Raw genomic sequence first — 8,398 nt, forward strand, 5'->3', positions numbered from 1 at the left:
GGATTGGAAATTGGGGAATTTTAATCCGGCTAAAATGAGGAATTATTCACCGGCCGTGACAGGAAGTCCAGAAGATGCCAATTTATCGAATAATGGTCATAAAAAAGAAAATGAAGAGATTTGGGCTACTGGCTCACTGTAATAGAAGTAACATGGGAGATTTAAACAAACTTCTTACTGATAACATGTTTTTGGGTCTGTTTCTATGTTCTGGTTTGTTTCTATGTTCTGGTCTGTTTCTATGTTCTGGTCTGTTCATAGATTTTGGTCTGTTCATAGATTTTGGTCTGTTTCTATGTTCTGGTCTGTTCATAGATTTTGGTCCCACGTTACTAATCAATAATATTCATTTCATACATATATATTTTTCGATTTTCTATATTATAACCTCATGAAGTATTGTTTTTCAAAATAAAAACGATGTTTTTAGATGTTTATTTCGGAAACTTTGGGAAATGTTATTATCCTCCAAATGACATATTTTTTTGAAAAAATGCCTAAAAACCCTGCATTTAGCTCGTATATCTGTTTCATTCATAGTGTGTAAATAAATAATCCGCCTGATAAATTTTTATTTCTTTGGCTAGTTTTTTATTTTTAGTTAGTTTTTCATTTTGTATTTAGTGAATACATTGATTTAATCAATCAATTTACTTTTTTGTGAATATACATAATAGGAGGAAAAAAATATGTTTTTGGCGAAATGTCTTTATAGTCATTTTGCATTCTTTTAATTGAATACAATTCATAACCTATTACATTGCAAAGAATTTCTGAATAAAATGGTCGTGCTTGTTTATGCAAGGAAAAAACATAATCGATGCTAAAATCACGATAAGTGCTGAGGTTGCTGAAAATCTTCTTCAGGAAGGATGGAAGAAAGTGGATCTGCATGTACACTCTTCCTGCTCCTACGATGTCCCTCCTGTTCAGACAATGCATCCTTCAGTACTTTTTAAAAAAGCAAGATCTCAAGGCCTTGATTTTGTGACTTTTACAGACCATGATACTGTCAAAGCTTACGATTTGCTTGGTTGGGATAAAGAAAGACTGGTTCCAGGGGTTGAGATTTCAATTAGAGATCCTGAATATATAGGACACACTATTCACGTTAACGTTTTTGAATTGGATTCGGAAGAGTTTGAGGAACTTGAATTGATTGCAAATCAGGAACATGACTTCAAAAGCTTTATCCACTATTTAAAGGCTCACGACCTTCCCCATATATACAACCATCCGTTTCAGTTTTTTAACGAAGGAAGTCCTAATCTCTGGGCGATACCTGAACTTATAAAACAGTTCCCAGTTGTCGAATATAATATGCAGAACTTAGCGGAAAAAAACCTTATTACTGCAACACTTGCCAGAAAATATGGAAAAGGATTAGTTGCAACTACAGATAGTCATACAGGAGGTATGGGAGCTGTCTACACCCTTGCAAAAGGGGAAACATTTAGGGAATATTTTGAAAATATTAAAAAAGGAAGGTCATATATTGTAGTTGAAGGAGGAACTAAGAGATATCTTACAAAAGAACTAATCTCCTGGGTTGAACTTGTTTTTTCTATGGATAAGCAGTTACGAGAGGACATGAACTTTACCACAAATATCCAGAGCTTTGATAGAATTATAAGTCTTATTGCAAACGAGAAAATTAGAGAATTTCCTAGACTTAACAACCTTGCAATGAAGTTTTTCCGGAATTTCTCCAGATCAGGACTTCCTGTATATATGTACATGAGAACTGAAAAACCTCTAGTTTCCAAAATAGAAAAGGTTTTGAATCAAATGTCATGAGCTGTTAGGTTGTGTATAAATCCTATTAAGATCATATACTCAAAGAGATAAAAACAAACTGACAAAAAGATATCATGATTATCAGTTAGAATTAATGGATATTGTTTATTCCAGATAATTCCTACAGAACCTCTATTTTCTGTTCTTTTTGGTTTGGATCATTAATTTTTCTTTAATTCTTCATTTCACTAAACCTTCTTTTAACCTTTCTTCAAGAAACGTTCTTACAGTTGCAGGTCCGTCAAGTTCCTCTGCGAGTTCTCTCAATCTTCGAGTCTTTTTGCAGTACTCTTCCTTCTCCAGAATTCCTCTAATGCAGGCAAGAATAGTTTCCGGCTCTGCAAGGTAGCTCATTTTCTTTCCGTATCCTTCTTCTTCAAGTACAGTTGCGTTATTTTCCTGTTCTATGTGCTTTTTGTCCGGAAAAGAAAGCACAGGGAGTCCGAAAGAAAGGCTTTCAAGGATTGTTCCATGTCCTCCTGCAGTAATTACCAGGTCAGAGCCTTTGTAATAAGGAAAAGGATTTTCTGTAAAACCTGTAAACTCAACATTTTTCGGGATTTTTGAAAACTGATTGGGATCTATTCCGGGTCCTGAAATAAAGGTATAGTAAATACTTTGATCCAGTTTTGCAGCCTCAAGTACGTTCCTGAATATGGTTGCTCTGTATCCGAAAGCCCCAACGGTTGAAAGGACGTTGGGGCGCTGGAGGGTTTTTGATTCGACTTCACTATACTTGTACCTTATAAGGGGGCCGCTGAAAAAAATGGTATTATTAATACTTTTTTTAAAATTGAAGTTTTTTCGATTTACAGAGTACGGAGGAGGAAAATCGGGCACAATGATGCCATCTACGCTTCTGAAGATATAATTATAAAAACTCTTGATTAGTTTTCCTGCTACTGTCATCAGGAAATCCTGTTTCTGAAAAAACTCCACCATATTGAACTGGTGGCCAATAAAATACACAGGAATCTTTTTTGTCTGTGCAGCAAGTATACCTGTATAGTAACCATCCGAAAGTACAATATCAGGTTTTAGTTCTTCAATCAACCTCAAAAGCTTCCTGAATTTTGAAGGAGAAGTATTTTTTAGGGTTTCTTTAATGGATTTTTTGATATCAAAAATTCCTGATTCCCCAACTAGCTTTATTTCAGGGGGGATCTCATATACCTGATATCCTGTTTTTTCTACCAGTTTTTTTGAGTACCCGTATGCCCCAAAGTATACCTCATGCCTTGCAGTCAGAAACTCTTTTCCCAAAGCAAGGCAGCGACTTGTGTGGCCGAGCCCTTCTCCGCATATGAAAAGTAAGACTTTCATTTTATTCCAATCCCAGTATATACCTTTCTTCCATTACACTAACCATTAATCTATGAGCTTGATATTTTTCAAAAACAATTTGCGTAAAAATAATCTATTCTGTACGAAGCAAGTAATATTTTCAAAAATAGAGTGAAGAAATTTGAGATGAAATCCAATTTAAAAGAGAGTATCATAGAAAATTTGGATTTAATAGATGTTGACATGCCTTCTGGCTTGTTTGTGTGTTCTGATCCCACGCTACTAAAGAATAATGCTCATTTACTATATATAATTTTTCTTCCTATGTATGCACATCAGTAAATATATCATTTTACCCCGAAAGTATATTTATTCATTAAAATTTTAGCCCACAAATAAAAAGTATTTTTAAGCATCCATCTAAGCATCCATCTAAGCATCCATCTAATACTCTGCAGAAGCAATCTCTGCAGATAATCTCATTCTGGCTCCTGGTTTAAGTAATATACTCAACAGGGTGATGTCTGGATATGTTTAGTTTTACTTTTTGTTATTTGTTAAACATAGGACCTTTAGTTTAACTGTGGTATTGTTGTTACTTTAATAAGAATATTAATTAAATCGTGCATGAATTTACTAAAAGTTTGTAAACATAACTTGCTTGTTATCTTTTTGTTCACCGTAAAACAGAATGTAAAGCCATTACTAATTTCGTCTAATATCAAAAAATTGTGTTCTCTATTCTGAGTATTTCAATTCCAAACTGAAGTTTTGTTAGGCTGTAGCAGTATTCTTTTGTATACAACTTATGGAAAACTATCAAGTGTATAAATGAGTATATAATCTAAATATTTTAATAAACATCTGGTACAGCAAAATAGTGTCACATAGTTACCTATCCTAAATATTGAGTATGAACCTACATATGTTCTATATGTGAAAGATTCAAATACAGAAGGCCTCATTTTTAAAATTGGAACTTGCATTGTTTATATAGCGTTAAACTATAGATTGAAAAATTAGTTCCAATGTTGAGGTAATTCTATGGAGACTAAGGAGAAAGATACTTTATTAATTATTTCGATAATAGGACTTTTGCTGTTGGGAAATGTTAGTTCTGCAGTAGCTGCACAATTTGATTCGAATTATAGCGCTAATTTCACGAACTCTACTAACTGCGAATCTCCCGTAACGTCGGAAGCTAAAGTAAAGAACGTGATTATCCTGATTCCTGATGGTTGTTCTCAAAGTGTGGAAACTTTAGCTCGCTGGTATAGTGGAAAACCTCTTGAGCTTGACAATATGGTGACTGGAACGGTATCTACTTATAGCACTGATTCAGTCATTACTGACTCTTCTTCAGCTGCAACCGCATTTGCTTCTGGATATAAAACTACTAACGGTTTTTTAAGTGTCGGGCCAAGCAATTGTTCTGTGTTAAGTACACTGGAAATTCCGCCTGAAGAACTAAGGTACAGACCGCTTGCAACAGTGCTTGAAGGTTCAAAGCTAGAAGGCAAGGCTACGGGACTTGTAGCAACCTCTCGTGTGAGCCATGCCACACCTGCAGCTTTTGCTGCTCACGTGGATAACAGAGATAATGAAACCGAAATTATGAAACAGATGGTTTATGAAAACATTGATGTGGTCTTTGGTGGCGGTTCCAGTTATCTCACACCTGTAGCTGATGGAGGAAAAAGGACAGACGGAGAAAACCTGACAAAAATACTTCTTGACAGGTGTTACCAGTATGTTGACAGCAGAGATGAAATGATGAACCTGACAACTGGCAGGGCCTGGGGCCTTTTTGCCAGTAGCCATATGATGCCGGATATAGACCGTTCTTCACTTGCACCTGAAGAGCCTTCTCTTGCAGAAATGACAGAGAAATCCATTGAACTGCTATCTCAAGATAAAAATGGCTTCTTCTTAATGGTTGAAGGCAGTCAGGTTGACTGGGCAAACCACGCCAATGATCCAAACTACGCTGTAACCGATTTTCTGGCTTTTGATAAAGCTGTTAAAGTTGCAGTTGATTTTGCTAAAAAAGACGGGAATACTCTAGTTATAGCTTTTCCTGATCACAATACAGGCGGTATGACTATTGGCAGCAACTCTGACTCTAATTATACATCCACAACGGTAGAAGATGTAATTGCTCCTCTCAAAGGCATGAAACTCAGTTCTACTGGTCTTGAGACAAAAATAGGGACAGATATTTCATCCGAAAATATCAAAAAACAGCTGAAAACCTGGTGGGGCATTGATGCTACTGATGAAGACATAACTGAAATTCTCAAACTCTACAACAATGGAAAAGGTCTCTCACTTGACTATGCCATCAGTGAGGTAATCAGCCGCAATCACACAGTAATTGGCTGGACTACTCATGGGCATTCAGGAGATGATGTTCCTCTGTGGGCCTATGGTCCTGACTATCTGACAGGTCATGTTGATAATACCGAAATTGCAGGATATATGGCTAAAGAACTCGGATTTGACCTTAACAAGACTAACTCGCGTCTTTTTACTGAAGTGGGAGAGGTTTTCTCCAAAGATAACGGAGATGGGAAACTGGATAAAAATGAATATCTGCTAAATACTACAGATTCCTCAAACCCTGTGCTACAAATTGGAGATGCCAAACTGCCAGTGAATACGAATATTCTTATCAAGAATGATGTAGCTCATGAGCTGGAAGGAATAGTTGTCTATGCTCCAGTAACTGGTAAGGTGTATATCCCCTCTGAAGCACTTTCACTAATAAATGGAACAAAAAAGAATTGTGTTCAAAAAACAGCCGACGTTGTCTGAAAATGTAAGTCAAAGGGATTAGTTCCCTTTTCTTGTTTTTTATATATCCGTAAGTTGTAAACAGGTTTTCACTTACATACATTAAAGAAGTTTGGAATAGGTCTTAATTTAAAAACTGACATACTTCCCACGCAAACTGTGGAGAAGTTTCTTTTCTGGCTGTACGTTTACTGAAGATGGTACGGCCTAAGACCCGTTGAGGGGTATCAGTGCTCCCTTTCCCTGCATCTCTTTCTACAGGGAATTGACCGCTGCCTTTTGGCGTCAATGCTATATTAAAGGCGGCATTAACATCGGCATGGTCAACGTGTCCGCAGTATGGACACTTAAATTGCTTGCTGTGTCGGTTGCCTTTATGTCCGCAGCGGCTGCATTTTTTGCTAGTCGCATGGGGATCAATATAAACTACCTCTACTCCTAGCAGCCTGGCTTTGTATTCAATAAATTGCTGAAGCTGCTGAAATGGCCAGCTGTTCAAGGAGTATTCACAAGACCATGATTGTTTTCCAGTTGTGTTTTTACTTTTGATAGAATATTTGTTGATTTCCTTACTTCTGTTTTTGTCCCTATCTTTTTCCTCTTTTCTTTTTTTACTTTTATTTTTCTCGCCTTTTCCTATATCTCCAATCTTGCTGTTGAGTTTTCGGTTTCCTTTAAGGTTTTCCAGTTTGATACCATATTCGTTATATAGAGCGATATCAACGATCTTTCGGCTGATTTTATGGTTCAAGTCCTTTACAATATTTTTTTCCCTAATTTTTACAGCTTTTAATTCTTTACTTTTGCCCATATTATAGAGCCGTTTTTTAATGTTTTCGTATTTTTTATGCGTATGGTATCGCATTTTTCCTAACTTCCAGATTTTTCCTGATTCGGGATCCGCTACAACTGCAATATGTCCTTTAGTATTGCGATCAACTCCTATATAATGCTCTGAATTTTTGGGTTCGTCATCCGGGAAGACAACTGCTACATAAGCATAGATGTTATCGATTTCGATCTGGGAAATTTTTGTAAAATTACTGGAAAATTGATAGTTCAGTAAAAGTTTTAAACATGGAATTGTAATGGTTCGCTCCTTCCTGTCAACACGGATTGCTCGAGAAGGAATAATCAACTTCACATTTTTTGCGGATCTGAAGTTCTGATTTTGGGAATATTTCTTAAAAATCTGGCAGGAGATAATTGACTTCAAACCTATATGCTTTATATCTCCAGGAGAAAGAGGTCCAGATACCTGAAGTGAATAAGTTGAAGACAAAGAACCAAGAGAAGGAGGAGCGGAAGAAATAATAGGAAAGTCATAAGAAAACTCAGAAAACGTTGATAATGAGGATGAAGAGGAAGAGGGGAGAGAAGAAATAGATTTTTGTATGGGAGGCGAGTTAAGGCCTCGGTTTTGAGTCTGATGTTTAATACAGAACTCAACAACCTTTCGAGCCTTTTGGAGTTCCTCTGTAAAACTTCGATTGTGCTTGATTTTATAGGTCAGTAGCATCCGGGTTATTGCTCCACGGTTAGTATTCAGTATATTTTTAGAGAATATACATGTTTATGAAGAAACTTATAAGATATATTTAATTTCTATATATAATTAGCATAAAGATATTTAAGCATTTTGCCAGAGTACATAAAGAGATTTTCCTCTAATAAGATGTCAAGAATTAGTTTTAACAGCAAAATCTGAATCAGTAGAAACCTTGTATTTAGATTTCACTTAAAAACCATTTTATTTAGCATGAAAATGCTGCCATCAGCATGCATTTTCATATAGTTGTGCATGTTATTCAAGGAATATCATGTTTGTTTTTGAACGTCAATTCGAGGTCGTCCGATGTTACATAGTTAAAATTATTTTCAAATGCTCATAAGTAATTTTCAGGTCCTTTTTGTTCTGAATCTCAGTACAACTGGAGATTATTTCATTTCTCACATAGAAACTTACTATTTGTCATAATGAATCCAATCCTGGTAATAACAACCAAATAACAAAAGGGAAAAACAATAATTGCTTAGTTAGAAAACAATCGGAACAAAAAGAAAAACACTGATCTTGAGTATGATTTCCAGCAACAAAGGTTTTCTGAAATAGAACTTAGAGAGTTACTATTCAGGTAGCCTTTTTAGGGCTACACAATTTTTCCTCTTTTCGAGGAAAAATTGGATTTACAATGAGTTATTTCTATCTTTGATGAAACGTGAAGAGATTCTTGCTCTGTGTACTTCAAATCCTGAAGTTATTGCAACTTACATTGAGAGTCTTGAATCTCAAATAAAACAGCTTAGTGAAAAATTGCAAGTTTTAGAATCTCGCTTAAATCAAAATAGCAGAAACAGCAGTAAACCTCCTTCTACTGATTTTTTTGTCAAAGGAAAACCTAATCCCAAGAGTCTCCGTAAAAAGAGCGAAAAGAACCCTGGAGGTCAAGAAGGTCATCCAGGAACAACTCTTAAAATGGTTGATAATCCTGATTAGGTAATAGAGCATTCTTTGAACTGCTGC

4 protein-coding genes and 1 pseudogene are annotated in these 8,398 nt (G+C 35.8%); 3 read left to right on the forward strand and 2 right to left on the reverse strand.

Features of this window, described 5'->3' with window-relative positions; translation table 11 throughout:
* The first annotated feature begins 798 nt into the window (after window positions 1-798).
* Complete coding sequence (locus ASJ81_RS06515) at window positions 799-1,797, forward strand: PHP domain-containing protein (RefSeq protein WP_095643781.1); 999 nt, start codon at window positions 799-801, stop codon at window positions 1,795-1,797.
* Window positions 1,798-1,977: 180 nt separating this feature from the next.
* Here ASJ81_RS06515 and ASJ81_RS06520 read toward each other — a convergent pair whose 3' ends face one another.
* Complete coding sequence (locus ASJ81_RS06520; RefSeq protein WP_095643782.1) at window positions 1,978-3,120, reverse strand: UDP-N-acetylglucosamine--N-acetylmuramyl-(pentapeptide) pyrophosphoryl-undecaprenol N-acetylglucosamine transferase; 1,143 nt, start codon at window positions 3,118-3,120, stop codon at window positions 1,978-1,980.
* 1,005 nt (window positions 3,121-4,125) lie between these two features.
* Here ASJ81_RS06520 and ASJ81_RS06525 point away from each other — a divergent pair.
* The gene (locus ASJ81_RS06525; RefSeq protein WP_095643783.1) at window positions 4,126-5,895 is read left to right on the forward strand and encodes an alkaline phosphatase; all 1,770 of its coding nucleotides are present in this window, start codon (window positions 4,126-4,128) and stop codon (window positions 5,893-5,895) included.
* Window positions 5,896-5,998: 103 nt separating this feature from the next.
* On the opposite strand, the gene ASJ81_RS06530 is transcribed toward ASJ81_RS06525, so the two are convergent.
* Window positions 5,999-7,156, reverse strand: a complete 1,158-nt coding sequence (locus tag ASJ81_RS06530; protein WP_275112537.1) for an RNA-guided endonuclease InsQ/TnpB family protein — start codon at window positions 7,154-7,156, stop codon at window positions 5,999-6,001.
* A 927-nt stretch (window positions 7,157-8,083) separates the two neighbouring features.
* Between ASJ81_RS06530 and ASJ81_RS06535 the strand changes: the two are divergent.
* Window positions 8,084-8,368: pseudogene (locus tag ASJ81_RS06535) on the forward strand (DUF6444 domain-containing protein); the annotation flags it as partial.
* Window positions 8,369-8,398: the final 30 nt, after the last annotated feature.

This window comes from Methanosarcina spelaei, from assembly GCF_002287235.1.
GTDB lineage: Archaea > Halobacteriota > Methanosarcinia > Methanosarcinales > Methanosarcinaceae > Methanosarcina > Methanosarcina spelaei.

Coding starts and splice junctions, on each gene's coding strand:
- ASJ81_RS06515 (WP_095643781.1), top strand. CDS start 799: ATGCAAGGAAAAAACATAATCGATGCTAAAATCACGATAAGTGCTGAG.
- ASJ81_RS06520 (WP_095643782.1), bottom strand. CDS start 3,120: ATGAAAGTCTTACTTTTCATATGCGGAGAAGGGCTCGGCCACACAAGT.
- ASJ81_RS06525 (WP_095643783.1), top strand. CDS start 4,126: ATGGAGACTAAGGAGAAAGATACTTTATTAATTATTTCGATAATAGGA.